The following is a 23891-nucleotide window of genomic DNA, read 5'->3' as shown; positions in this document are numbered from 1 at the left end:
TATAAATGACAAATTATGGATAAACTTGATTAATTTCTTGCAGTATTTTGTTGTTTTTTCCTCTCATTTGCATACGAACAGATTTCGATTGAAAATTAAATTGCAACAACCCAAAACTAATTTCTGAAACTACATTTTGCACTCTATATTGATTGGGTTCTGAAACAAAAGTAGCATAAGCATGTGTTAATCCGCTAGACGTAAAATCGATTAAAGGATATTCTAGGTTGTTTACAGTTGTTTTTGAAAACTCAGAAATATGTCGATCTCCCGATAACATAAAAACTCCTTTTGCCTTACTTTTAACGATACTATTTTTTAGTCTTTCAACATCATTTGGGAAATTTCCCCAAGTTTCAAAGCCGTGTTCCGAAGATAAAATTTGAATACTACTTACAATAATATTAAAATCTGCTGTAGAGGTATCTAGTTCATTTTTAAGCCAATTCCATTGCGCAGCTCCTAAAACCGAACTGTCTGGATCTGTATTTGGAATGTATCTCTTTTTTGATCCTTCGGATGCTTTTAAAAGTTCAGTTCTAAAATAGCGAGTATCTAAAATAATCACCTTAATAGTTCCTTTTGCTGTTTTAAAATCTTTGCTTGTATAAATTCCTTCTTGTTTTCTAAGTGGACTATTTTCATCCACCTTAAAAAAATCTAAAAATAATTTTTGAGCTTCCTTTTTTTTATAAAATTCGACTCCGCTATCGTTAAATCCGTAATCGTGATCATCCCAAGTAGCCATTACAGGTAAATTTGCTACAAGTTCTAAATACCCTTTTTGTTTATTTAAAAGGTCATAGTCTTTTTGCATTTTAGACATATCATCTGTATCCGAATAAATATTATCTCCGCCCCAAATCCATAAATCTGGTTTATTTTTTTTAATTTCTTGCCATAAAATATTTGGTTTGTATTGTTTATTACAAGAGCCAAACGCAATTGCAAAATCAACTAGATCATTAGAAATTGCTATATCTTTTTTAGATATTGTTTTGCAAGAAAAGAAGCTGAGAAGTAAAAGAGCACATACTGTAAGTGTCGTATTTTTCATTAATTAGAATAAGTATTGGAAACAAAGGTATCATAAAATTTATTTTGAACACTATTAATAAATTGTATCTTCGCTGCGTATGATTTTAAAAGGAATTGAAGAGTTAAAAACCTTTCTTGAAAAACCAAGAAATATTGTAATCGTTGGACATAGAAATCCTGACGGTGATGCGATGGGTTCTACATTAGCTTTAAAGCATTACTTTGTTAAAAAAGGTCATATTGCAACAGTAGTTGTGCCCAATGAGTATCCAGAATTTTTGCATTGGCTGCCAGGTTCTAACGACACATATCGTTTTGATTGGCAAAACAATCAGTCTCAAAAAGCAATAAATGCATCAGATATAATTTTTCTTTTAGATTTTAATGCGTTGCACAGAGTAGGTTCTGATATGCAGCATACTTTAGAAAAATACCCAAATAATTTTGCAATGATTGATCATCATCAGCAACCAGATGACGTAAAATATATGTTTTCTGATGTTGAAATTTGTTCTACAAGTCAAATGATTTATCAATTTATTGAAATGAATAATGACTTAGATTTAATAGATGCTGATATTGCAACCTGTATCTACACAGGTATTATGACAGATACTGGCTCTTTTAGATTTAGATCTACAACCAGCACAACGCACAGAATTATTGCCGATTTAATTGATAAAGGTGCTAAAAACGACCGAATTCATAATAATGTATATGATGCAAATTCATACAACAGATTGTTATTACTAGGGAAGGCTTTAAGTAATTTGCAAATTTTACCAACTTATAAAACAGCATATATTACTTTAACGGATGAAGATAAAAAACGGTTCGATTTTCAAAAAGGAGATACAGAAGGCATTGTAAATTATGCATTGTCTTTAAAAGGAATTATTTTTGCGGCTATTTTTATTGAAGACGAAGAACAACGAATTATAAAAATATCCTTTAGATCGAAAGGAAACTTTTCTGTAAATCAATTTTCTAGAAATCATTTTGAAGGTGGAGGTCATGATAACGCAGCAGGAGGAAAATCTAATTTATCACTAGCAGAAACCGTCACTAAATTTAAAACATTAGTAGCAACTTATAAAACTGAATTAGAAACCTCTTATGAAGATTAGGTATTTGTTTTTTTTGATGCTTTTTTGTTATTCTTGTTCAAAAAATGAACCTAGAAAACCTATAAACCCAAAACCATCCACAACATTATATAAAGAAACGATTAAAGAAGCAATTTCTTTAAACAAGATTGAAGACGCTAAAATTCTTCAATTAATAAAAAATGATTCTACCAAAATATATTTGCAATCTTCGCAAGGATTTTGGTACACTTACATCAATAAAATTGAAGAAAATTTGCCAACTCCTGTAAACGGAAACGAAGTAATTTTTGAATATGAGATCAGAAATTTGAACGATTCTTTAATATATAGCAAAGAAAATTTAGGTATTAAAAGCTATGTAATTGATAAAGAGGATTTTATTTCTGGATTACAAAAAGGAATAAAGTTGATGAAAATAGGAGAAACCATTACATTTGTACTTCCTTCTTACAGCGCTTTTGGCATTACTGGAGACGGAAACAAAATAGGAATAAATCAATCGATAATTAGTACAGTAACATTAACAAACATTAAATAAATAGAAAAATGAAAATACTAAAAGGTTTAGTAATTATGGTAGCAGTGGCATCTTTGACTTCTTGTAAAGGACAAAAAGCAGATGTAAAATCTTTAGAGACAGAAATTGATTCTGCGAGTTATGCTCTAGGAATGGATATGGCAATTAAAGTAAAAGCAAATTTTGATGAAGCTAGTACAGATTTATTTTTACAAGGGTATAGAAATGGAATGGATTCTACAAACCTATTAATCTCAGAAAAAGATTTAAATACTTTTTTAAGAGATTTCTTTCAAAAACAACAAGTAGTTAAGCAAAAAGAAGCGCAAGAAAAAGCGGCCAAAGATGCAGAAGCAAAGTTTGCTGATGTAAAAAAAGCAGGTGAAGATTTTTTAGCTGTTAATAAAACAAAAGAAGGTGTTGTTACTACTGCAAGTGGATTGCAATACATTATTTTAAAAGCAGGAGCTGGAGAGAAAACTATGCCAACTTCAAAAATTAAAATTCACTATCATGGTACAACGATTGATGGTCAAGTTTTTGATAGTTCTGTAGATAGAAAAGAACCAATGGAGTCTGTTGCAAATCAGTTTATACCAGGTTTTAACGAAGGTTTAGCTTTAATGAATTCTGGAGCAAAATATAGATTCTTTATTCCTCAAGATTTAGCTTACGGTGTTCAACAAAGAGGCGAATTAATTAAGCCGTTTTCAGCATTAATTTTTGAAGTAGAATTATTAGAGATTATAAAAGAGTAAATGAAAAACGGTATTTACATTTTCTTTGCTTTAGTTGTTGCATCGAGTTGTACCTCAGAAAAATATAAGAATTTAAATGATGGTTTGTATGCAGAAATACAAACCAACAAAGGCAATATTTTTTTAGAGTTGTATGCAACTGATGCACCAATGACAGTTGCTAACTTTATTTCTTTAGCAGAAGGAACTAATACAAAAGTGTTAGATTCTTTTAAAGGAAAAAAATATTATGATGGATTAACTTTTCATAGAGTTGTACCAAACTTTATTATTCAAGGAGGAGACCCAACAGCATTAGGTACAGGAACTGCTGGTTATAGATTTGGAGACGAATTTATAAAAGATGAAAATGGTAAATTATTGCATTCTCATAATGATGCAGGTATGTTATCTATGGCAAATAGTGGCCCTGAAAGAAATAGTAGTCAGTTTTTTATAACACATAGAGCAATACCTCATTTAAATGGCAAGCACACTGTTTTTGGAAAAGTAATACTAGACAACGCACAATTAAATTCCGTTAAAAAGCAAGCAAAAGATTCTAAAAAGCTTAAAAATGCTATTGATTCTATTAGGATGGTTGTTGTAAACAGTATACAGCAAGCAGACACAATACTTTCTATAAAAATAATTAGATTAGGTGATAAAGCTGCATCTTTTGATGCGCCTACAATTTTTGAAAATGAGCTAATTAAATATACAAAAAGTAAAAAAGATCGAGCGCAAAAAGAGATAGAAGCAGATATTGCAAGATATGCTAAATACCTAGAAAATAAAGCTATGTTTTCATCAGAAATGAATGAATCAAAGGCTGTAAAAACAGATTCTGGTTTAGGTATTTTAATGTTAAAGAGAAACCCAAAAGGAGAAAAAGTGGTTGATTATAAACCAATAAAAACTCATTTTACAATTTATACTGCGGATGGTAAAAAAATACAATCTACAGAAGATAGTGGAGAGCCATTTGTGTTTCAATTAAACGATGCCTCAAAACCAATGATTACAGGTTTTGAAGAGGGGGTTTCAACTTTAAAAGTAGGAGAAAAAGCAAGGCTTTTTATACCTTATTACATAGGTTATGGAGAAGCTAAATATGGACCATTTCCTGCAAAATCAGATTTAGTTTTTGAAGTAGAAATTTTAGAAATAAATAAATAATTTGTTCGACTCAATTATACAAAAAGACAAAGAATTACTAATTTTCTTAAATAATTTAGGAAGTGAACAATGGGATTCATTTTGGTTGTTAATTACCAACCAATTTTCTTGGACTCCATTGTTCCTTTTTATTTTTTATTTAATTTTTAAGACCTTCGGATTAAAAAAAGGAGGTTTTGTAATTGTATCACTCATTGTTTTAGTTACATTTTCAGATCAGTTTGTAAACCTTATTAAAGACTCGGTAGAAAGGTTAAGGCCTAATAATGATCCAGAGATTCAGCATTTATTAAGACATTTAAATAATCCTCAAAGTTTTAGTTTTATTTCTGGTCACGCTACAACATCTACTTTTTTCTCTGTATTTATGATTCTTTTATTAAGAGAAAAGTATAAATATATTTATCTTATTTTACTATTTCCTTTCGTATTTGCTTACAGTAGATTGTATTTAGGAGTTCATTATCCAATAGATATTTCATTGGGTATTTTAATGGGCGTTTTACTCGCAAACGGATATTATTTTCTCTTTCAAAAAGTTTGTAACAAACTATTTGTCTAGCTTTTTATTATTAAAATACAAATACTTTGTAGCATTGTAATAAGCAGATAATAAACTATCCATTTCTGCTGCTTTCTTAGGATATTGATCCTTCAAATCAATTAAAATTTCACTATTCAAATTGTATAAACCTTTGGTTTTAGTAACAATTGTGCTAGAATAATATAAACTATCTTGCAGCAAACCAACAGCGGGTTCTCCATTAATTTGCAAATAGACAAAAGAGGCTGTTTGTTTGTTATCTAAAAGGTTATTACCTAAAGTATAATTTGTGTGATTCATTTTTAGTAAACTGATTACCGTAGGAAACATATCAATTAATTTTCCGTTTTTAGAAATTTCTCTTGGTTTTACAAATTGTGGCGCATGAATAATAAAAGGGACATGTTGCAATTGAATATTTAAATCATATTCGTTGGTGTATTTATCGGTTCTGTTCATAGCTGTATTATGATCACCAAAAAACACAAAAATAGTATTATCATAATAACCAGATTTTTTTGCTCGTTCTAAAAATTTGCCAATGTTAAAATCCAAATAACGCAAAGCATTTAATTGAGCTACAGATTTAAAACCAGATTTTTCTAATAATGCTTCAGAAATAGAAGCTTCAGAAATAGGAGTGTAGCTTTCTTTTTTGTCTGGTACTGTAAAAGGCATGTGGTTAGAAGCCGTTTGAATATAAGCAACAAATGGTTTATTTTGATCGTGTAATTTTTTAAGTTCTTTGTCAGATTCATTAAATAACTCATAATCATCAATTCCCCAAACATCTGCTCTGTTTTCAGTATCATAACTGCCTTCTTCAAAGATTCTTAACCCTTTAATATTTGATTGAAAAATTCCCCTAATGTTTGCCCAATTTGCGCTTCCTCCTAAAAAATAAAGTTTTTCATAGCCATTAAATTGATCAAATAAAATTCTTTGATCAATAATCATTGGATTTCTGGAAGCTGTATTTACATCATCAATATCTGGTAAGCCAGTAACACTTGCAAAAACGCTTGCTGCTGTTCCTGATTTATGAACGTAAAAGTTAGAAAAACTTAAACTCTTTGTAATTAAAGAATCGATGATAGGAGAACTATTTATTGCATTACCATAGTAACTTAAAGGCTTAACACCAACAGATTCTAACATTACAAAAACTACATTAGGTTTTGTAGTTAAAGAGTCTGTAAAAACCACTTTTCTTTCAAACGAAATAGTATCTAGAGATAGGTTTAATCTTTTGGCAATTACAGGATAATATTTTTTAAATTCATCCATATTTACAGCTTCACTTCTAAAAGCAAAACTGTCAAAAAAGTATAAAACTGGGTTTAAAGCAAACTGATTTACCTTGTTGTTTTTTGAGAAAAAAGCTTCACTCCAGCGCAATGGGTAATGGTTAAAACTATTATAAATACTAAAGGCTAATAGTAAAAATGTTGTTATAAAATAAATTGCTTTTCTCTTTTTAGAAATAATACTTTCATCGTTTTTAAATTTGTAATAGAGAAATATACACATCTTGAAAATTAAAAAACCAAGAACCAAAAATCCTATTAAACCTTTAAAAACAGGGTAACTTTCTAGTAAAACTTGAGAAGAAATTTTTAAATCCTCTAAAAACCTTAGCGAAGCTGCATCTAATCTAATTGATAAATAATCATAATATCCAAAATCAATGGCGTAAAATACTGTTAATATAATGTAGGTTATTACAAAGTAAATGTTAGCAAATTTCCTCCAAAAAGAACTTTTAAAAAAACGTTTGTTTGTAATTAAAACTAATAAAGTAAATGGGAAAATTGCAATAGCAGCTAGTTTAATATCAAATCTAAAACCCAACCAAAAAGCATTTTGAACTTCTAATAATGTTGCATTGTCTAATTCAGCAAAAAAGGAATAGAAGAGTATCCTAAAAATTGAATTAAAGACAATTAGTAAAATAAAATTACTGAAAATATATTTTATGTAATTAGGTGTTTTATTTAACATTGCTTTAAATTATAATACAAAGATATTTATTTTGAGCTTGGTAAAATCAATAATTATTGATTATAAGATTATTTGCACTTAAAAATAGGAGTTTATGGTAATTTTAAATTTATTGAGTTTGAGTATCGCTAATATTTTATTACACACTTATTAATAGAATAAAACTTTTTTTAAAATATAAATATTTATCGGATGATTATTTAAGTATGAACTCCTCATTTTATCAGAAAGAACTATTGAAACTATTTTAGTTTAATAAACTTCATTAAAAGGTTCTTTTTAGGGATCTTTTTTTTTACAACAATTTATCAATGAAAATAGGCCAACTTATTTTAAGTTTTTTTTGTTACAAAGTTAGGGTTTTGTCTTGTTTTTTATTTTTTCAGGTTGAGCAGATTTTTTCTTCTATTGGTTAATAAAGATCAAAAAAATAGGATTCTTAGATTTTAAAAAGACATTTATTATTTTTTTAATAATTTTTAGATATACAATCTATCATAAACAGTTTTAAATGGTACTTTGTGTTAATTAAGTTGATAAAAAACTTTAAATTTGCAGCAATAAAATGTTTAAAAAAACAAATGAAAATATCATATAATTGGTTACAACAATTTTTGCAAGTTAACTGGGAAGCTATTAAAGTAGGTGAACTATTAACTGATTTAGGTTTAGAAGTAGAAGGTATAGAAACTAAAGAATCTATTAAAGGTAGCTTAAAAGGTATCGTTGTTGGTAAAGTTTTAACTTGTATACAACACCCAAATGCAGATAGGCTAAAAATTACTACGGTAGATTTAGGTGATGGTAATCCTGTACAAATTGTTTGTGGAGCTCCAAATGTTGCTGTCGGTCAAAAAGTACCTATTGCAACGATTGGTACTACTTTATATGATGATAAAGGTGAAGGTTTTATAATTAAAAAAGGAAAAATTAGAGGAGAAGAAAGCCATGGAATGATTTGTGCAGAAGATGAATTAGGTCTTGGAACAGGTCACGACGGTATTCTAGTTTTAGACGAAAACATAAAAGAAGGAACTACGGCTGCAGAAGTTTTTAATATAGAAACAGATTATGTTTTCGAAATTGGTTTAACACCAAATAGATCTGACGCAATGAGCCATTTTGGTGTTGCTAGAGATCTAAGAGCAGGATTAATTCAAAAAGGTAATAAGCTAGAATTTATTTCTCCGTCTGTTAGTAATTTTCATGTGGATGAAAGAACGCTGCGTTTTGATGTAGAAATAGAAAATAAAGAATTAGTGCCCCGTTATTGCGGAATTTCAATTACAGATATTACTGTAAAAGATTCTCCAGAATGGATTCAAAATAGATTAAAAGCAATCGGTATTACCCCAAAAAACAATATTGTAGATATAACAAATTATGTATTACATGAGTTGGGGCAACCCCTTCATGCTTTTGATGCGCAAAAGGTTAAAGGAAATAAAATTATAGTAAAAACGTTAAAGGAGGGGACTAAATTTACAACTCTAGACAACGTAGAAAGAAAACTTTCTGCAGAGGATATTATGATTTGTGATGCAGATTCTAATCCTCTGTGTTTAGGTGGTGTTTTTGGCGGATTAAAATCTGGAGTTACAGAAAACACTACTTCTATCTTTTTAGAAAGTGCTTATTTTAACCCTGTTTCTATCAGAAAAACGGCAAAAAGACATGCTTTAAATACAGATGCTTCTTTTCGTTTTGAACGCGGAATTGACATCAACAGTACCGAATATGCTTTAAAAAGAGCTGCTTTGTTAATTGAAGAATATGCAGGTGGTAAGTTAGCTTCTGATGTTTCTGATTTTTATCCTGTTAAAGTTGAAGATTTTCAAGTATTTTTCTCTTACGAAAATGCCTATCGATTAATTGGGCAGGAGATTGAGAAAGATACGATCAAGAATATTTTGGCTTCTTTAGAAATTAAGATTAATAGTGAAACAGAAAGTGGTTTAGGGTTAACAATACCTTCTTATAGAACAGATGTGCAGCGTGAAGCTGATATTATTGAAGAAATTTTACGTGTTTATGGATACAATAATATTGAGTTTTCTCATAAATTAAATACTTCTATTTCTTTTGATTCTAATAATACTACGAAGATCGAAAATGTAGTTGCAAACCAATTAAGTTCTTTAGGATTTAATGAAACCATGGCAAATTCTTTAACAAAAGCAACGTATACAGCCCTATCAGAAAATTTAAATGAAGAGGCAAATGTTGTGATGTTAAACCCTTTAAGTGCTGATTTAGCAGTTATGCGTCAATCACTGTTGTTCAGTGGTTTAGAATCTGTTTCGTACAATTTAAATAGAAAGAATAATTCATTAAAATTTTATGAATTTGGTAAAACGTATCATAAATACAATGATAAATACCAAGAAGATAAACATCTAACACTTTTTGTTACTGGTAATAGAACAAAAGAATCATGGAATACAAAGGCTGCAACTTCTGATTTCTTTTATTTAAAAGGAATTATTATTTCAGTTTTAAGTAGATTAGGTATTGATAATTTAAAAACAACACCAACTAAAGAAGATGTTTTTTCAGAAGGAATTACTTTAAGTTTAGGTAAAATTAAATTAGTAGATTTTGGGGTTGTAAAACGTTCTTTATTAAAAGAATTCGGTATAAAACAAGAAGTATTATTTGCTGATTTTAATTGGGAAAATGTTTTAAAATTATCAAGTAAGAAAAATACTAAGGTTTCTGAATTGTCTAAATTTCAATCTGTAAAAAGAGACTTAGCGTTGTTAATAGATAGTAAAATTGAATTTAAAGAAGTGTATAATTTAGCTTTTCAATCAGAAAAAAGTTTGTTAAAAGAAGTTGATTTATTTGATGTATATGAGGGGGATAAATTACCTGAAGGGAAAAAATCGTATGCAGTTAGTTTTGTTTTACAAGATGAAACTAAAACTTTAGAAGATAAGCAAATAGATAAAATAATGCAAAAATTACAGCAAACTTTCGAAAAGAATTTAGAGGCTGTTTTAAGATAATTAATAAGCTCCTTTTTGGGGCTTTTTTTATAGTTGATAAATAGCAAATGTTGCCTAAAACAGCTCTGCTAGCTTTATTAAAATTCATACTATTTAGATCTCGCTATAACAACTAAATTAGAATTATGTACAAAATATTTATACGACCAATATTCTTTCTTTTCGACCCAGAGAAAATACATTATTTTACATTTTCTTTAATTCGGTTTTTATGTAAAATTCCGTTTATTCCTGCTATTTTTAGAAGTATGTATCAAGTAAATGATAAAAAGTTAGAACGTACTTTATTTGGATTAACTTTTAAAAATCCGGTTGGTTTGGCTGCCGGTTTTGATAAAAATGCGGTTTTGTATAACGAATTGGCAAATTTTGGTTTTGGTTTTATAGAAATTGGTACTGTAACGCCGAAAGGTCAGGTTGGTAATCCGAAGAAAAGATTATTTCGTTTAAAAGATGATCAAGGAATTATTAATAGAATGGGTTTTAATAACGAAGGGTTACAAACAGCCATTCAGCAATTAAAAAAGAATAAAGGTAAAGTTATTATTGGTGGAAATATTGGCAAAAACACGCAAACCTCACCAGAAAATTACACAGCAGATTATCTTGAATGTTTTAAAGGTTTGCATCCTCATGTAGATTATTTTGTATTGAATGTAAGTTGCCCAAACGTTGGTAGCCATGCAAAACTAAATGATAAAGAGTATTTATTAGAGCTAATTTTTGCTTGCCAAAAGTTAAACACTCAACTTTCTTTGACTGATAAAATAAAGTCGAAACCAATACTTCTTAAAATTGCTCCAGATTTAAATAATCTACAATTAGATGAAATTATAGCGTTAGTTGCAGAAACAAAAATAGATGGTGTAATAGCTTCTAATACGTCAACAAATAGAGCTAATTTAAAAGTATCTAAAGAGCGTTTAGAAGAAATTGGTAATGGAGGTGTTAGTGGTCAGCCAATTAAAAATCAGAGTACAAAGGTTATTAAATATTTGTCAGAGAAATCTAATAAATCTTTTCCAATAATTGGAGTAGGAGGTATTCACTCAGAAAATGATGCTTTAGAAAAAATAAAAGCTGGCGCTGATTTAGTTCAAATTTATACTGGTTTCATTTATGAAGGTCCTGGTTTGGTAAAAAGAATAAACAAAGCAATTTTAGAAAACATATAATTGTTAACTTTAATTACACCTAAAATAGAACGTAGTTTTTAAAATATCTATTAAAGCACAAAATTTAAAACTCCGAAAAACACAATCTGTGATCCAATAATGATCAAGCTAATTTTAGTGTTTATTTTAGGACGAAAAAAGTGAATTAATCCATGAATAAAGATGCTTGTCACAAACCACATTACATAATTTTGTAATGGAATGGTATCATTTTCCCAACTCCAAAAGTCTAATTTCATAGCTACAGGTTCCACCAAAAAATCTAAACATGTCATTAATAATGGGGGAAGAATAATAAGCCAGAATGTTTTTTTAGTAAAAAATTGTACAATTCCGTAAGTGCTAAGTGCTAGAAAAAGCCAATTTACACCAATAACTATTGGAGTTTCAAAAACTTTGAATCCAAGAGAATTTCCATAAGCATAATTTCCGAAGAGAACACCTGTAGCAATTCCGATTACTTCTACTGTATATCCGATAAAAAAAACAATACATGAAAGCAGTATAAAATTGCTGCTAAAATCTTTGTTAACTTTATAAAAAACTAGTAAAGTAAGTAGTAAGTTTAGTGGTGTAAACGGTAAAAAGAAATCTCGAAATTGCGGTAAAGACATGCCTAGTAACCCAAAAAAATAGAACAAAAGCAAAAGCCCGATCCATCTATTTTCAGTGGAGATTTTTTTCATCATTTTATAAATTTATCAATTATTTTTGCTGAAGAAAGTGCCAATGGAATTCCGCCACCAGGATGTACACTTCCACCACAGAAAAAGAGATTTTTATATTCATTAGAGAAATTTTTGTGACGAAAAAATGCCGAAAACCGATTATTACTAGACGTTCCGTACAAAGAACCTTTAAATGAATTTGTTTTATCTTGGATAAGTTGAGGCGTTAATTGTTCTTCAAATTCGATAAGACTTTCAATATCTTGGTTTAAAATTCTAGAAATTTTAATTAAAATATTTTTTCTTGCTTCTGCAATCATATTTTCCCAATCTTGTTCATAAACCGATGGTACGTTTATCATTACAAACCAATTTTCTTTATGTTTGGGTGCATCACCTTTTATCTGTTTACTAGTTATATTGATGTAAATAGTGGGGTCTTTGTATATCGTCTTGGATTCAAAAAGATAATCAAATTCAGTTTTATAATCTTCTGTAAATAAAATATTATGCACATCTAATTCAGCAAATTCTTTGCCAATTCCCCAATAAAAAATAAGTGCAGAGCTAGATCGTTCTTGTTTATCAACTTCTGCTAGTTTTTTTGCTGATGGAATTAATTTTTCATACACAGTATGAATATCTGCATTGCATACAACAATATCACCAGCATAGGAGCCTGATTTTGTAACAACGCTTTGCGCCAAATTATTTTTTGTTTCAATGGCAGTTACTTCTTCATTAAAGTGGAATTGCACTCCGATTTCTTTTGCCAGTTTTACCAAGCTATTTGTAATTTCGTGCATGCCTCCTTTTGGTAAATATGCGCCTAATCCAAACTCTAAATGAGGAATAATATTTAAAATGCCAGGAGCTTTGTATGGATTAGAACCATTATAAGTGGCATATCTATTAAAGATTCGTATTGTTTTAGAATCTTTAAATGCTTTTTGATTTACTTGATTCATCGAACTAAAAATATTCAAAAAAGGAAGTTTAAAAAGAGAAAGCAATGTAGAGAAGGATAGAAATGAGCTTATCTTATGAAGCGATTTACTTAAAAATTGTGCTTCGGTAGCTTTATAAATAAATGCACTTTTTTCGAGGTGTTTTTTTACTTGTTTAGCAGAATCAGTTGTTTTAGTTTCAATTTCATTAGCAAAAGTATTTATATCTGCATTTGCAGAAATACGTGTTCCGTCTTCATAAAAATAATTACAAAGTATATCAAGTTTTTCATACTTAAAATAATCAGAGGGATTTTTACCAGAAATTTCAAAAAGTTCGGTAACTAAATTTGGCATTGTAAAAAGCGAAGGACCAGCATCAAATCTAAATCCGTTACCATGAAGTTGCGTGAGTTTTCCGCCAGGATACGAATTTTTTTCAAGAACTTTAACTGCGTATCCTTTGTTTTGTAATCGAATTGCTGTTGCAATTCCTGCAATTCCAGAACCAACAATAATTGCTTTTTTCATTAAGCACTTGTTTTTTTAAGTTCTTGTTTTAAGTATTTAAAAGGTACAATTAGCATCCCAAAACATTCTCCTTCTTCTTTACCCATATGCTTGTGGTGTATTTTGTGTGCTCTACGGATTGCTCTTAAATAGGTGTTGTCACTATTTCTAAACCACTTTAATCGTTGATGAATAAATACTTCATGCACTAAAAAATAAGCGATACCGTACGATAAAATTCCAAAACCGATATACATAATTGTCCATGCGGCAAACATTGAACCTAGCATAATACACAACCAAGACGGAATGGCATAAATTAAGAAAAAGGCATCATTTTTCTCAAAAAATGTTTCTCTATTTGGCACGTGATGATCTAAATGTAAATTCCATAGAAAACCATGCATTACATATTTATGCGTAAACCAAGCCATAAATTCCATTCCCCAGAAAGTAGCAAAAATGATTAAAAAACTCATCAATATTAAATTTTTAAAAGTTAAATAAAAAAAATATTTTTTACTAATTAACAAATATTCTTAGCTTTTAAGTTTCTCTATTTTACGCTAATCATCTTATTTTAAAAGGATTTTTAGAAAAAAAATAGATGAAATAAAAAATATTAATTTGCTAATTACTTTGTGCTTTTACCAGATTAATTAGCTATCAAATTTCTTTACAAATATAAGAAATTTACAAGGGAAGAATCAATTTTTTGTTTAATTTTTAACTATTTACACTAAACAATATTTTTATTGAATACTTGTTTTGATTAAAATAATCAATAGAAAATTTTGGATTTTATGATTTAAATACATAAAAAAATCAGCAAATAAGGATAGCTTTTTTATCAACCTAAATAATCGAAAATGTCTACTTTTACAATGATGATAGAAACCCTTTTGTCTTTTGCTTTTGCAACTGTTATTTTAGCAATTTCACCTGGACCAGACAATATTTTTGTGTTAACACAAAGTATTGTAAATGGCAAAAAATTTGGCTTAGCAACTGTTTACGGCTTAATCTCTGGTTGTTTACTTCATACAACTTTGTTAGCTTTTGGAGTTTCTGCAATTATAAATGAATCTAAAAATTTATTTTTTGCAGTTAAATTATTTGGTTCAATTTATTTGGTATACTTGGCTTTTAAAGTTTATAAATCGGATGCTTCTATTATTTTGTCTGAAGAAAATATAGCGCAAAAAACTACGCTACAACTATTTAAACAAGGATTTATTATGAATGTTCTAAATCCGAAGGTGTCAATTTTCTTTTTAGCTTTTTTTCCAGGATTTCTGTTTTCGGATAGTCTTTCTACCGTAATTCAGTTTTATGTTTTAGGGTTGCTTTTTATGTTGGTTTCACTCATTATTTTTTCTATAATTGCTATTTTAGCAGGAGTTATATCAGCAAAAATTAAAGAGAATAAAAACATTGGTTTGTATTTAAAATGGACTCAAATTGTTGTTTTTATGCTGATAGCAGTTTATATATTGTTTTAATATTCTATTTGGTTACTAATTATTTTTACTTTTATTTGGCCTTTAAATTTAAATTTACTTGTTAAAATTCGTTTATAAAATTGGTTGTTTTACTTATTTTTTAGCGTTTCAAATTTGTACTTTTGCAGACCGAAATAAAAAATAAAAGTGAATATTACTCAATATACATCAGAATTTAAATACAATTGGAAACTTGCAGCACCTGTAATGTTAGGAATGTTAGGTCATACTTTTGTGGTTTTTATTGATAATATTATGGTTGGGCAATTAGGAACTGCAGAATTAGCAGCGGTTTCTCTGGGAAACAGCTTTATGTTTATCGCCATGTCTATAGGAATCGGTTTTTCTACAGCAATTACTCCTTTAATTGCAGAAGCAGATTCGTCCGATAATATTCAGCAAGCCAGATCTACCTATAAAAACGGATTGTTTTTATGCACCGTTTTAGGAATTGCCTTGTTTTTAGGAATTTATTTTTCGAAACCATTAATGTATTTAATGAAACAGCCAAAAGAAGTGGTGGAATTAGCAATTCCGTATTTAGATTTGGTAGCATTTTCTCTAATTCCGTTAGTTATTTTTCAAGCAATAAAGCAATTTAGTGACGGTATGTCTATGACAAAATACCCAATGTATGCAGCTTTACTGGCCAATATTATAAACATATTTTTAAATTACGTTTTAATATTTGGTAAGTTAGGTTTTCCAGAAATGGGCATTGTTGGTGCAGCTTATGGTACACTTGTATCTAGAATAGTAATGGTTTTTTATCTATGGTTTTTATTGCGTTATAAAGAGCGATCTGCACAAATTGTAAAAAACATTAAATTCTTTGTTTTAGATACTTTAACGATAAAAAAAATTGTTAATTTAGGTTCTTTAAGTGCAATGCAGATGTTCTTTGAAGTAGCTATTTTTACATCAGCAATTTGGTTAAGTGGTCTATTAGGTAAAAATCCGCAAGCAGCAAATCAAATAGCATTAAATTTATCTTCCATGACATTTATGGTTGCTATGGGTTTAAGTGTTGCTTCTATGATTAGAGTTGGCAATCAAAAAGGATTGCAAAATTTTAAAGAATTACGTAGAATTGCATTCTCAATTTTTTTTCTCGGATTGATTTTAGCGACAGTTTTTGCAATTCTGTTTTTTGTTTTCCACAAAAGCTTACCAAGTATTTATGTAGATTTAAATGATAAGGTTAACTATGAAGACAATATGGAAGTTATTTCGATAGCTTCAAAATTATTAATTGCAGCTGCATTTTTTCAAATATCAGATAGCATACAAGTTGTAGTTTTAGGAGCTTTACGAGGTTTACAAGACGTTAAAATACCAACAATTCTTACGTTTATTTCTTATTGGGTTGTAGGTTTTCCTATTTCTTACTTTCTTGGAAAAGAAGAAATGTACGGTAGTTTTGGTATTTGGTTAGGTGTATTAGCAGGATTAACAATGGCGTCTATTTTATTGTTTATCAGATTTAATTATTTAACTTTAAGGTTGATAAAAGAGAATGGCGAATAACGCCAAGTTTTTAGTAGTGTGCAAAAAATAATAGTACAAAAAAGTATCGAATTCAAGAACTCTAACAGATTAAAACTCCTGAATTCGTGTTAAAAATTAACAAATAAATAAAATGGACTTACCTAAATTTTTACTAGCTGATAACAGCAATTTCCCTGAAGATGTTTTTGTGTTACACACAGAGTTCCCTCGTTTTTTAATCAACTTAAAAGATGATGAAATAGAATGGTTTGAAGATTTAACAGGAGAAAACGAAGAAGATATTGCAACTGAACTAGCTGATTTAATGAACAAAGCAGGTGAGTTTTATGACGAAGAAATGAAACAGCTTGACTAGTTTTTTAGAAAAGCATAAATAATAAATATATGTTAATTCTTTTCTTAAATAAGTATTTTGTCTAATATTTATTTAAGTTTGTTAGACAATTATAAACCAAACCTATGAAAACTTTCTATTTTACACTTAGCTTTTTATTTTTATCATTAATTATTAAGAATAATGATCAGCCTAAAAACACACCTAATTTAAGTAAAGAATTTCAAGGAAAAGCTACTTATATTTCTAAAACAAAAATGGATTTAGGTAATTGGGGCGCAAAATTAACTGAAGTTCAAAAAAAGCAAATTGAAGCTAGGATGAAAAATAGGTTAGAAAAAACCTATACTCTTACCTTTAACAGTCAAGAATCTTTTTTTAAAGAAGATGATAAAATAGATGCAATTTCTGGGGCTACAGATTCTTGGGGTAAATATTTTACTCCAGGTGATCAATATAAAAATATAGCAACAGATACCCAAATTCAGAGTCAAGAATTTTACGGTAAAGATTTCTTAGTTAAAGACAAATTACAGCCAATAGATTGGAAGTTAGGAGACGATACAAAAATGATAGGCGATTATGTTTGCTTAAAAGCGACTGCTATGATACCTATGGAAGAGTTAACTTGGTATTCTTTTTCTTGGGATAAACTTAGTAGTAGAGAAAAAAAGGAAGGAGATACAGCCAATTCTATAATTTACACTGCAATAGAAGCTTGGTATTCTATACAAATTCCTGTTAGTCATGGCCCACAAGAGTTCTGGGGTCTTCCTGGTTTAATTTTAGAAGTAAGTTATGATAAGACTACTTTTCTATGTTCCGAATTGGTATTAAATACCTCTGGTAAAATAAAAATCGATATTCCATCAAAAGGAAAAGAGGTTACTAAAACCGCATATCAAGATATTATTTCTGATAAAATGGTAGAGTTTCGTGAAATGCGTTCAGGAAGAGGCGGAAGGTAAGTTTATCTTTTTTACCAACACATTTTATACAGTATACATTACACAATTTTAGTTTTATTACCATTTAACCTTTTAGTTAAAACGTACTCTAAATTATTTTTCAGTTCTACTTTATAATGGCTTTTACTTCTGTAACTGGCTATAATTATTTTTTGTTAACTTAGTTGAAAATCAAATAGAGTTCAATAAAATAGGATGGTTAAATTGGTTTCTCTATTTAAGTTCAGCTCTATTAATAGTTAACTGTATTTTAAGCAGTTTATTAAGATAAAAAAACCTCACATTTGTGAGGTTTTTAAATATTGTAATATTAGTAATTTATTATTCAGTTTCTTTTTTAACTACAGCTTTATCAGCAATAATTCTCGTTTCTCTATTTGCAACTTCCCAAGCCGTATAAAAAACCAAGCGTGTTCTGTTTTCTAGTAAATCATATTCAATTTTTTCAGGCGTATCCGTTGGTTTATGATAATCGTCATGGGTACCATTAAAATAGAAAATAATAGGAATGTTGTGTTTTGCAAAGTTGTAATGATCAGATCTGTAATAGAATCTGTTAGGATCATTTTCATCATTATACGTATAATCTAATTCTATATTTGTGTATTTTTTATTGACTTCTTCAGAAATAGTATGTAATTCGGTACTTAATTTATCACTACCAATTAAATAAATATAGTTTCTGTTTTCGCTTTTTCTTTTAGGATCTGTTCTACCAACCATATCAATATTTAAGTCGCAAACAGTATTTGCAAGCGGAAATAAAGGGTTTTCTGTATAATATTTAGAACCTAATAAACCTTTTTCTTCACCAGTAACATGTAAAAATAAGATAGAACGTTTTGGACCTTTACCTTCATCAGCGGCCATTTTAAATGCTTGTGCAATTTCTAAAAGTGCAACAGTACCAGAACCATCATCATCAGCGCCATTATAAATTTTACCATCTTTAATACCTTCATGATCTAAATGTGCAGAAATTACTACAATTTCATCAGGTTTTTCTGTTCCTTTTATAAAAGCAACAACATTTTCTGAGTCTTTTAAGTTTCCGCGTCGTGTATTTTTGTTTAACCATTCTGCTGGTACTTCTTGAAAATAATCATCACCACCAATAGCAGACTCAATTTTTTGAGTTACATAAAAGTTTTTTAAATATTCAACTGCCTTTTTTTGTCCAGGTTCACCTGTATTTCTTCCTTCAAATTCATCCGAAGCATAAATAAATAAGTGAGTTTTTAAGTCTTCCGCAGTAATAGAAGCTCCATATTTAGTAGCTTGATCTACGTTTACATCGTTTTCTTTAGACGCTAATTTGCTAGAACCACAAGCTATAAAAGCCAAGGCACTCGCTACATAAAGTATTTTTTTCATTTATTTAAATGTATTTAATAGTTGTTAGAAGTTACTATTTGTTCAAAATTACTTATAGTTTAGAGCAAAAAACTCTAAATTTTTGTTAAAGTTAATTTATTTATAAAGTAAAAACCTCACTAATTGTGAGGTTTTTAATCTATTTATAACGTTTTATTATTCCTTTTTTTCTGCTTTATCTACAACAATTCTATTTTCTCTGTTAGCTAATTCCCAAGCTGTATGAAAAACTAAACGTGTTCTATTTTCTAATAAATCATATTCAATTTTATCTGGTGTATCACTTGGTTGATGATAATCATCGTGTGTGCCATTAAAATAAAATATTACAGGAACATTATTTTTTGCAAAGTTATAATGGTCAGATCTGTAGTAAAATCGGTTAGGATCATTTTCGTCATTATATGTATAATCTAATTCTATATTGGTATATTTTTTATTAACTTCTTCAGATACAGTATGTAATTCTGTGCTTAATTTATCGCTACCAATTAAATAAATATAGTTTCTGTTTTCGCTTTTTCTTTCAGGATCAGTTCTACCAATCATATCAACATTAAGATCTGCTATTGTATTTTCTAGAGGAAAAATAGGATCAATATCTGTATAGTGGCTAGAACCTAAAAGACCTTTTTCTTCACCTGTTACATGTAAAAATAAGATAGAACGTTTTGGTCCTTTACCCGCATTTGAAGCCATTTTAAATGCTTCTGCAATTTCTAATAAAGCTACAGTTCCAGAACCATCATCATCTGCACCATTATAAATTTCACCATCTTTAATGCCTTCATGATCTAAATGTGCAGAAATTACAAGAATTTCGTCTGGTTTTTCTGTTCCTTTTATAAATGCAACCACATTTTCTGATGTAAATTCTTTAGATCTTTCTTTATATGTAAAACTAATAGGTGTTTTTATTGCTTTAGATTCAGAATCTGTATCTATAGTAGGTAAAATAGTTTTAGCCATGGATGCGTTAACAAAAAAGTAAAACATTTTATCACTCTCTTTATTATTCTTTAACGACATTCTACTACTACTTTTACCATATTGTTCAGAAATCATTGGGTAAATCTCTGGACTAAAGAATAAAATTGCTTTTGCTCCTTTAGCAATTGCAACCTCTCTTTTTGCACCGTATTGCTCTCTTGTAGACCATTTAGAACTTTCATTTGTTCCAGATATCATATAAGAATCTCCAATTTTTGGTTCTCCTTCTTTAATTAAAACAACTTTGTCTTTAACATCAATATCTTTATAGTTAGAGTATTTTTCGTTTTCAATACCAAAACCAACATAAATAATCTCACTCTCGGTTATTGTAGCATCACTACCATCTAAAACGGAAACTAAATCATCACCTATTTTAAAACTTTTATCACCAACAGTAAAGTTGATTTCTGGATTTTCTTGCTTCATTAACGGAACTTCTTGAAAGTAATCATCTTTTGAAATAGGAGAAGGAATTTTTAATGAAACATATTGTTTTTTTAAATATTCAATAGCTTTTTTTTGTCCTGGCTCACCAGTTTCTCTACCCTCAAACTCATCCGAAGCATAAATGTATAAATGCTCACTTAACTCTTTGGCTGTAATTGTAGCAGCATATTTAGCTGCTTGATCTACATTTGCATCTTCTTTTGATGCATCTTTACTAGCACCACAGGCTATAAAAGCCAATGCACTAGCAATATAAAGTATTTTTTTCATCGATTAATAAAGTGTTTAATTTGGTTTTACTGATAATTTAAAAGTAAGAAAATTTACTATATCCTCAAAATTACTTTTTGTTTATTATAAACTGTTGTAAATTTCTGTTAAAATTAACAATTTCTTTAGGAAATAAGTTGTCGAAAGCATTTTTTTTAATTAGTTCTAACGGAGATCCATTACATATTTTAAGATCCGTAAAAAGAATAATCTCATCTGCAAATTTAATTGACAAATTAACTTCATGAGAAGACATGATAATTGTTTTGGAAGTTTTTGCAACCAAATTTTTAAGCAAAGAAAAAATTTTGATGGTATGATGTAGATCTAAATGTGCCGTTGGCTCATCTAAAATAATAATTTCTGTATCTTGTGCTAAAGCTCTTGCAATTAATACTCTTTGCAACTGACCATCACTAAGTTCATAAAAACGTTTGTTTTTTAGGTGATTTATTTCAGTTTCATCAATAGCCCAAGTTATTTTTTCTAAATCAACAGCAGATAATTTATCAATCCAATTTGTGTAAGGTTGTCTGCCAAACGCAACAAGTTCAAAAACGGTTAATTGACTTTCTGGAAGTCTTTCTGTTAAAACCATGCTTAAACAAGTTGCTAATTCTTGATGCTTATAGGTTTCTAAACTTTTATTTTTGATAAAAATTGTTCCGTTTAAAGGTTCTTGAACTTTGGCTATAGTTCTTAATAATGTTGATTTTCCAATTCCGTTTTTACCTAAAACAATAACTAATTTTCCTTTTTCAATAGATATATCAATGCTAGAAGCCACAATGTTTTGTGCTTTTTTTGACTGATAACCTATCGATAAGTTATCGGTTTTAAGAACGATATTTTTGTTTGACTGTTTAATCGGGTGCTTGTTTATTTGTGTAAATATTATATTGTTTGTCTTGTAACTTTATCTTGCTAAATAAATATCTTCTTTTTTCTGATGAGCAACCATATAACAACAGGAGCGCCAAAAAGAGATGTAATTGCGTTTATTGGTAATGTAAATTCGCTGGTTGGTAATTGAGCAATCGAATCACAAATTAACAATACGATTGCGCCAATAATTGCTGTTGCAGGTAGTAATATTTTATGATTAGAAGTTGTAAAAAGCATACGTGCAATATGAGGCACAGCCAAACCAACAAAAGCAATTGGACCAGAAAAAGCAGTAATTACACCTGTTAATAAACTTGTAATTAGCAAAATAATATTTCTACTTTTTTTAATATTGATTCCTAAGCTTTTTGCATAATTTTCACCTAATAAAAAACTATTTAATGGTTTAATAACTACTATTGTTCCTGTAATTCCTATAAAATAAATGATAGCAAAAATGCTAATTTCATTCCAACTTAAATTACCCAAACTTCCAAAACTCCAAAATAAATATTGTTGAATTTGAGCCGCTTCAGAAAAATAAGCTAAAACACTTATAATTGCAGATGTTAAACTACCAAACATTAAACCAATAATTAAAATTGACATGGTGTTTCTAACTTTGTTTGCCGCTATAATTACTGCCGATAATACTAAAAAAGCACCTAAACTTGCTGCGATAGGCAATGATAAGCTTGCCGCTGATGCACTTAGTAAAAAGCCGCCAAAAATGGATGAACCTAAAATTAACAAGGCAACGCCTAAACTTGCTCCAGACGAAATACCCAAAACAAATGGCCCTGCCAAAGGATTTCTAAAAAGTGTTTGCATTAATAAACCACAAATAGACAAACCAGAACCCACTAAAACTGCCGTAATTGCTTTTGGCAATCTAAAATTTATAATAATTGTTTCCCAACTTTCTTTGGCAGGAATTCCGCCAGTTAGTGAGGTAAATATATCTTTAAACGGAATTGAAACAGAACCCAAACTTACATTTACAAAAAACAAAATCACCGTGAAAACGGATAAAATAATAAAGTGTTTTGTGTAATTTGTTTGTTTCATAAATAATTATTAGGTTTTGTAAAACCAGCACCTAACTTTAATATTTATTCAAAAATTCAACTAATTTCTGAATTGCAATTCCTCTATGAGAAATTTTATTTTTTTCTAAGGATGACATTTCTGCAAAAGAAATTTTATATCCTTCAGGTTCAAAAATAGGATCATAGCCAAAGCCTTTTTTACCTTGTTTTTTTGTTAAAATTTCTCCTTTACAGACTCCTTCAAATAAATATTGATTCTCACCTATATTTAAACAAATAGCAGTTCTAAATTGTGCTTTTCTGTTGGTTTTGTGTTCTAATTCACACATTAATTTCTGCATATTATTTTCAGAATTACTAGGTTCACCAGCAAAACGTGCAGAATAAACACCTGGTTTCCCATCTAAACTTTCTACTTCTAAACCAGTATCATCAGCAAAACAATTGTAACCAAATTTTTGTGAAATGTAATTGGCTTTTAGTTTTGCATTTCCTTCTAAAGTTATTTCGGTTTCCTCAACTTCATCAAAACAATTAATGTCATTTAAACTAAGTAATTCAATTGAGCTTGGTAGCATTTTTTGCACTTCTGCAAGTTTATTAAGATTATTGGTAGCAAAAACAAGTTTCATTTTTTTTTGTTGATAATTTAACGATTCAAAGTTACAAAAGATAAGACACGAATTTCATAGATTTTTAAGAATTTAAAAATTCTAACTTTTTTAATAATCTAAGTAAGCGTAATAAATTTTTAGAACAACAATAAGTTACTCATTTTACTATAAATTAAAAGGGAATTCACTTTAAAAGATTCAAAGTAATAAGAAGTCGTTTTTGTGTAATTTGAGTTATCTTTAAGATCGAGTGATTTCGCTTTTCAGAAATATTTTATTTAGAACTCAATTAAAGTATAGTTTTAAAGAACCATTTTAAGAAATTAAAACTGATTAAAAAATATGATTAAAGCCTTTAAGACAGAAAAGAAAAACTTTTTAATCAAAATATAACCTGTCAATATTAGTTTTAATGAAAATTTAAGTAAGTTTATTTTAGCTTCCCCCAAAGTTAAATAGTTACTATTTTATTTTTACTAAAATTTTATATTAACAGGTATATTAAAAAAATGT

At 28.9% G+C, this 23891-nt stretch carries 21 protein-coding genes; 11 read left to right on the top strand and 10 right to left on the bottom strand.

Annotated elements, in window-relative coordinates:
• Positions 1-13 precede the first annotated feature (13 nt).
• Entirely contained in the window at positions 14-1057 is a 1044-nt protein-coding gene (locus BTO16_RS05930; protein ID WP_105020705.1) for an alkaline phosphatase D family protein, read from the bottom strand.
• 79 nt (positions 1058-1136) lie between these two features.
• Between BTO16_RS05930 and BTO16_RS05925 the strand changes: the two genes are divergently transcribed.
• From BTO16_RS05925 to BTO16_RS05905, 5 genes are read left to right on the top strand one after another with little or no spacing between them, the layout of a single operon-like run.
• Positions 1137-2165, top strand: coding sequence for a DHH family phosphoesterase (locus BTO16_RS05925; protein ID WP_105020704.1), 1029 nt, complete (start codon positions 1137-1139; stop codon positions 2163-2165).
• Entirely contained in the window at positions 2155-2685 is a 531-nt protein-coding gene (gene gldI, locus BTO16_RS05920) for a gliding motility-associated peptidyl-prolyl isomerase GldI (protein ID WP_105020703.1), read from the top strand. The genes BTO16_RS05925 and gldI overlap by 11 nt, the downstream gene beginning before the upstream one ends.
• An 8-nt stretch (positions 2686-2693) precedes the next feature.
• The gene (locus tag BTO16_RS05915) at positions 2694-3422 is read left to right on the top strand and encodes an FKBP-type peptidyl-prolyl cis-trans isomerase (protein ID WP_105020702.1); all 729 of its coding nucleotides are present in this window, start codon (positions 2694-2696) and stop codon (positions 3420-3422) included.
• Entirely contained in the window at positions 3423-4580 is a 1158-nt protein-coding gene (locus BTO16_RS05910) for a peptidylprolyl isomerase (protein ID WP_105020701.1), read from the top strand.
• A gap of 1 nt (position 4581) precedes the next feature.
• On the top strand, positions 4582-5142 hold the full coding sequence (locus tag BTO16_RS05905) for a phosphatase PAP2 family protein (RefSeq protein WP_105020700.1): 561 nt from the start codon (positions 4582-4584) through the stop codon (positions 5140-5142).
• Here the strand turns inward: BTO16_RS05905 and BTO16_RS05900 are convergent.
• Positions 5131-7125 (bottom strand): LTA synthase family protein, encoded by a 1995-nt coding sequence (locus BTO16_RS05900; RefSeq protein WP_105020699.1) that lies wholly within the window; start codon positions 7123-7125, stop codon positions 5131-5133. The two genes, BTO16_RS05905 and BTO16_RS05900, sit on opposite strands and share 12 nt — an antisense overlap.
• Before the next feature lie 581 nt (positions 7126-7706).
• Between BTO16_RS05900 and pheT the strand changes: the two genes are divergently transcribed.
• Complete coding sequence (gene pheT, locus BTO16_RS05895) at positions 7707-10133, top strand: phenylalanine--tRNA ligase subunit beta (protein WP_105021528.1); 2427 nt, start codon at positions 7707-7709, stop codon at positions 10131-10133.
• 125 nt (positions 10134-10258) lie between these two features.
• On the top strand, positions 10259-11308 hold the full coding sequence (locus BTO16_RS05890; RefSeq protein WP_105020698.1) for a quinone-dependent dihydroorotate dehydrogenase: 1050 nt from the start codon (positions 10259-10261) through the stop codon (positions 11306-11308).
• Positions 11309-11358: 50 nt separating this feature from the next.
• Here the strand turns inward: BTO16_RS05890 and BTO16_RS05885 are convergent, their stop codons facing one another.
• From BTO16_RS05885 to BTO16_RS05875, 3 genes are read right to left on the bottom strand one after another with little or no spacing between them, the layout of a single operon-like run.
• Complete coding sequence (locus BTO16_RS05885; protein ID WP_105020697.1) at positions 11359-11997, bottom strand: carotenoid biosynthesis protein; 639 nt, start codon at positions 11995-11997, stop codon at positions 11359-11361.
• The gene (gene crtD / locus BTO16_RS05880) at positions 11994-13454 is read right to left on the bottom strand and encodes a 1-hydroxycarotenoid 3,4-desaturase CrtD (RefSeq protein ID WP_105020696.1); all 1461 of its coding nucleotides are present in this window, start codon (positions 13452-13454) and stop codon (positions 11994-11996) included. The genes BTO16_RS05885 and crtD overlap by 4 nt, the downstream gene beginning before the upstream one ends.
• A complete protein-coding gene (locus BTO16_RS05875; RefSeq protein WP_105020695.1) occupies positions 13454-13912 on the bottom strand; it encodes a sterol desaturase family protein in 459 nt (152 codons plus the stop codon). The genes crtD and BTO16_RS05875 overlap by 1 nt, the downstream gene beginning before the upstream one ends.
• 408 nt (positions 13913-14320) lie before the next feature.
• On the opposite strand from BTO16_RS05875, the gene BTO16_RS05870 reads away from it, so the two are divergent.
• The 4 genes from BTO16_RS05870 (at position 14321) to BTO16_RS05855 (ending at position 17746) form a co-directional block, all read left to right on the top strand.
• A complete protein-coding gene (locus tag BTO16_RS05870; protein ID WP_105021527.1) occupies positions 14321-14935 on the top strand; it encodes a LysE family translocator in 615 nt (204 codons plus the stop codon).
• Positions 14936-15142: 207 nt separating this feature from the next.
• A complete protein-coding gene (locus BTO16_RS05865) occupies positions 15143-16462 on the top strand; it encodes an MATE family efflux transporter (protein WP_407675515.1) in 1320 nt (439 codons plus the stop codon).
• Between the two features lie 112 nt (positions 16463-16574).
• Positions 16575-16799, top strand: a complete 225-nt coding sequence (locus BTO16_RS05860) for a hypothetical protein (protein WP_105020693.1) — start codon at positions 16575-16577, stop codon at positions 16797-16799.
• A 104-nt stretch (positions 16800-16903) separates the two neighbouring features.
• Complete coding sequence (locus tag BTO16_RS05855) at positions 16904-17746, top strand: GLPGLI family protein (RefSeq protein ID WP_105020692.1); 843 nt, start codon at positions 16904-16906, stop codon at positions 17744-17746.
• 321 nt (positions 17747-18067) lie between these two features.
• Here the strand turns inward: BTO16_RS05855 and BTO16_RS05850 are convergent, their stop codons facing one another.
• From BTO16_RS05850 to BTO16_RS05830, 5 genes are all read right to left on the bottom strand, one after another.
• A complete protein-coding gene (locus tag BTO16_RS05850; RefSeq protein WP_105020691.1) occupies positions 18068-19120 on the bottom strand; it encodes a M28 family metallopeptidase in 1053 nt (350 codons plus the stop codon).
• A 156-nt stretch (positions 19121-19276) separates the two neighbouring features.
• Positions 19277-20830, bottom strand: coding sequence for a M28 family peptidase (locus BTO16_RS05845; protein ID WP_105020690.1), 1554 nt, complete (start codon positions 20828-20830; stop codon positions 19277-19279).
• Positions 20831-20900: 70 nt separating this feature from the next.
• Positions 20901-21698, bottom strand: coding sequence for an ABC transporter ATP-binding protein (locus BTO16_RS05840; protein WP_105020689.1), 798 nt, complete (start codon positions 21696-21698; stop codon positions 20901-20903).
• A 56-nt stretch (positions 21699-21754) separates the two neighbouring features.
• Complete coding sequence (locus BTO16_RS05835) at positions 21755-22783, bottom strand: FecCD family ABC transporter permease (protein ID WP_105020688.1); 1029 nt, start codon at positions 22781-22783, stop codon at positions 21755-21757.
• 37 nt (positions 22784-22820) lie between these two features.
• Positions 22821-23396: a non-canonical purine NTP diphosphatase gene (locus tag BTO16_RS05830; protein WP_105020687.1), complete on the bottom strand. Its 576-nt coding sequence runs from the start codon at positions 23394-23396 to the stop codon at positions 22821-22823.
• Positions 23397-23891 lie beyond the last annotated feature (495 nt).

Origin of the sequence: Polaribacter glomeratus (assembly GCF_002954665.1) — a bacterium.
In the GTDB taxonomy this organism is placed as follows: domain Bacteria; phylum Bacteroidota; class Bacteroidia; order Flavobacteriales; family Flavobacteriaceae; genus Polaribacter; species Polaribacter glomeratus.
The sequence above is the reverse complement of the archived record's forward strand: the minus strand, read 5'-3'. Positions and strand labels throughout refer to the sequence as shown.

Bases quoted from the DNA above. Each gene is read 5' to 3' on its own strand.
- BTO16_RS05930 (WP_105020705.1), bottom strand. From the start codon at position 1,057: ATGAAAAATACGACACTTACAGTATGTGCTCTTTTACTTCTCAGCTTC.
- BTO16_RS05925 (WP_105020704.1), top strand. From the start codon at position 1,137: ATGATTTTAAAAGGAATTGAAGAGTTAAAAACCTTTCTTGAAAAACCA.
- gldI (WP_105020703.1), top strand. From the start codon at position 2,155: ATGAAGATTAGGTATTTGTTTTTTTTGATGCTTTTTTGTTATTCTTGT.
- BTO16_RS05915 (WP_105020702.1), top strand. From the start codon at position 2,694: ATGAAAATACTAAAAGGTTTAGTAATTATGGTAGCAGTGGCATCTTTG.
- BTO16_RS05910 (WP_105020701.1), top strand. From the start codon at position 3,423: ATGAAAAACGGTATTTACATTTTCTTTGCTTTAGTTGTTGCATCGAGT.
- BTO16_RS05900 (WP_105020699.1), bottom strand. From the start codon at position 7,125: ATGTTAAATAAAACACCTAATTACATAAAATATATTTTCAGTAATTTT.
- pheT (WP_105021528.1), top strand. From the start codon at position 7,707: ATGAAAATATCATATAATTGGTTACAACAATTTTTGCAAGTTAACTGG.
- BTO16_RS05890 (WP_105020698.1), top strand. From the start codon at position 10,259: ATGTACAAAATATTTATACGACCAATATTCTTTCTTTTCGACCCAGAG.
- BTO16_RS05885 (WP_105020697.1), bottom strand. From the start codon at position 11,997: ATGATGAAAAAAATCTCCACTGAAAATAGATGGATCGGGCTTTTGCTT.
- crtD (WP_105020696.1), bottom strand. From the start codon at position 13,454: ATGAAAAAAGCAATTATTGTTGGTTCTGGAATTGCAGGAATTGCAACA.
- BTO16_RS05875 (WP_105020695.1), bottom strand. From the start codon at position 13,912: ATGAGTTTTTTAATCATTTTTGCTACTTTCTGGGGAATGGAATTTATG.
- BTO16_RS05870 (WP_105021527.1), top strand. From the start codon at position 14,321: ATGATAGAAACCCTTTTGTCTTTTGCTTTTGCAACTGTTATTTTAGCA.
- BTO16_RS05865 (WP_407675515.1), top strand. From the start codon at position 15,143: ATGTTAGGAATGTTAGGTCATACTTTTGTGGTTTTTATTGATAATATT.
- BTO16_RS05860 (WP_105020693.1), top strand. From the start codon at position 16,575: ATGGACTTACCTAAATTTTTACTAGCTGATAACAGCAATTTCCCTGAA.
- BTO16_RS05855 (WP_105020692.1), top strand. From the start codon at position 16,904: ATGAAAACTTTCTATTTTACACTTAGCTTTTTATTTTTATCATTAATT.
- BTO16_RS05850 (WP_105020691.1), bottom strand. From the start codon at position 19,120: ATGAAAAAAATACTTTATGTAGCGAGTGCCTTGGCTTTTATAGCTTGT.
- BTO16_RS05845 (WP_105020690.1), bottom strand. From the start codon at position 20,830: ATGAAAAAAATACTTTATATTGCTAGTGCATTGGCTTTTATAGCCTGT.
- BTO16_RS05835 (WP_105020688.1), bottom strand. From the start codon at position 22,783: ATGAAACAAACAAATTACACAAAACACTTTATTATTTTATCCGTTTTC.
- BTO16_RS05830 (WP_105020687.1), bottom strand. From the start codon at position 23,396: ATGAAACTTGTTTTTGCTACCAATAATCTTAATAAACTTGCAGAAGTG.